Here is a 1,402-nt window from a genome sequence, read left to right as displayed (position 1 = left end):
TGCGGACCTTGTGTCCCTTGTTTTGCAGATAGGGAACGGCATGGCGGCCGGCCTTGCCGCTTCCACCGGTAACTACGATCCGCTTGCTCATTTGATTGTCCGCTTCTTCTGCAACGACGCCCCACGTTGAAGCCAGGCGTATGAAGGTTCGAAAGAAGCGGTACAACGCCGGAAAGCGATGAATCAATAGATTGGAAATCACTGAACCGATGAGCTTGGTTCATCGATTGGGAATAGCCCTAGAATCCGTTGAGGTTGCGAACGATCTTGATCAAGGCCTCGACGCCGAAGGGGAGCTGCCGTCTGCTGGAATAGTACATGGAAAGCGGCGGGCCTATGGACGCCCACTTTGGAAGAATGACTTCCAGGCGCCCTGCGGAGACGTAGGGGCTTGCGAGTCTTTCGAGGCAATAGGACACCCCGACGCCTTCCAGGGCTGCATTGATGGCGAGATCGGTTTCGCCGGAAATCAGAGTTCCGGGAGCGTCGATTTCGCGCCGATCATCGCCGCGTTCGAATTCCCACTTGTAGATCTGTCCGCGGCCCGTTCGTATCCGGATGCAGTGGTGGGAATTGAGGTCCTCCGGCATCACAGGGCGACCATGGTTCCTGAGATAATCAGGGGTAGCGACAGCGACCCATTTCAAAGGAGGAGTGAGAGGAACTGCGATCATGTCTTCCGGGATGGTGCCGCTGTACCTGATACCGGCGTCGAAGCCTTCCGCTCAGGATACTGGCGCATCACACAGCGTATCGATAATTGAGTTATTCGGTGAAGCAATAGGCTGGTGGTCAATGGATCACTGAGTACAGTTCATTGTTTGAATATATCCGAACCACCGTTGTTAGGTCACTCAGGTGTCCAGCTTGAGTGATCGGATCGAGTGAAAACCTTTCGGGTTCGGTGGTCCACCACGTCAACCCATGGCCGGCACGCGGGAGTACAGACGTCAGATGGGATCACACTTCATTGCATTCGTCCCGACGACCGCCGCGATCGCCTGAGCAGGCCTGTCGATGTAATCGACAGTTTCGTTCCGCGCCGGCTATTAACACTTGCTCAAGAATCTCGACTTAGTTAGCGATTCCTCAAATGGGGACCTGGCGTATTTGGCACAGCAGCAGTGGTTAGATGAGGCCAGAGTGGTAGCCGGTAGGGACCGCGAACCGCCAGTGCTGTGAACGCTGCTCATCGGTTCAGTGATTTCCGATCCATTGATTCATCGCTATCCGGCATTGTACCGCTTCTTTCGAACCTTCATACGCCTGGCTTCAACGTGGGGCGTCGTTGCAGAAGAAGCGGACAGTCAAATGAGCAAGCGGATCGTAGTTACCGGTGGAAGCGGCAAGGCCGGCCGCCATGCCGTTCCCTATCTGCAAAACAAGGGACACAAGGTCCGCA

At 55.3% G+C, this 1,402-nt stretch carries 3 pseudogenes; 1 reads left to right on the top strand and 2 read right to left on the bottom strand.

The features are described 5' to 3' along the window. Together FHX09_RS30245 and FHX09_RS29365 are read right to left on the bottom strand one after the other, a co-directional pair. Positions 1-91 (bottom strand): annotated as a pseudogene (locus FHX09_RS30245) (NAD(P)-dependent oxidoreductase); the annotation flags it as partial. A 148-nt stretch (positions 92-239) separates the two neighbouring features. Then, positions 240-710: pseudogene (locus FHX09_RS29365) on the bottom strand (LysR substrate-binding domain-containing protein); the annotation flags it as partial. Between the two features lie 601 nt (positions 711-1,311). On the opposite strand from FHX09_RS29365, the pseudogene FHX09_RS30240 reads away from it, so the two are divergent. Continuing rightward, a pseudogene (locus FHX09_RS30240) lies at positions 1,312-1,402 on the top strand (NAD(P)-dependent oxidoreductase); the annotation flags it as partial.

Origin of the sequence: Rhizobium sp. BK538, assembly GCF_014197575.1 — a bacterium.
Classification (GTDB): domain Bacteria; phylum Pseudomonadota; class Alphaproteobacteria; order Rhizobiales; family Rhizobiaceae; genus Rhizobium.
The sequence above is the reverse complement of the archived record's forward strand: the minus strand, read 5'-3'. Positions and strand labels throughout refer to the sequence as shown.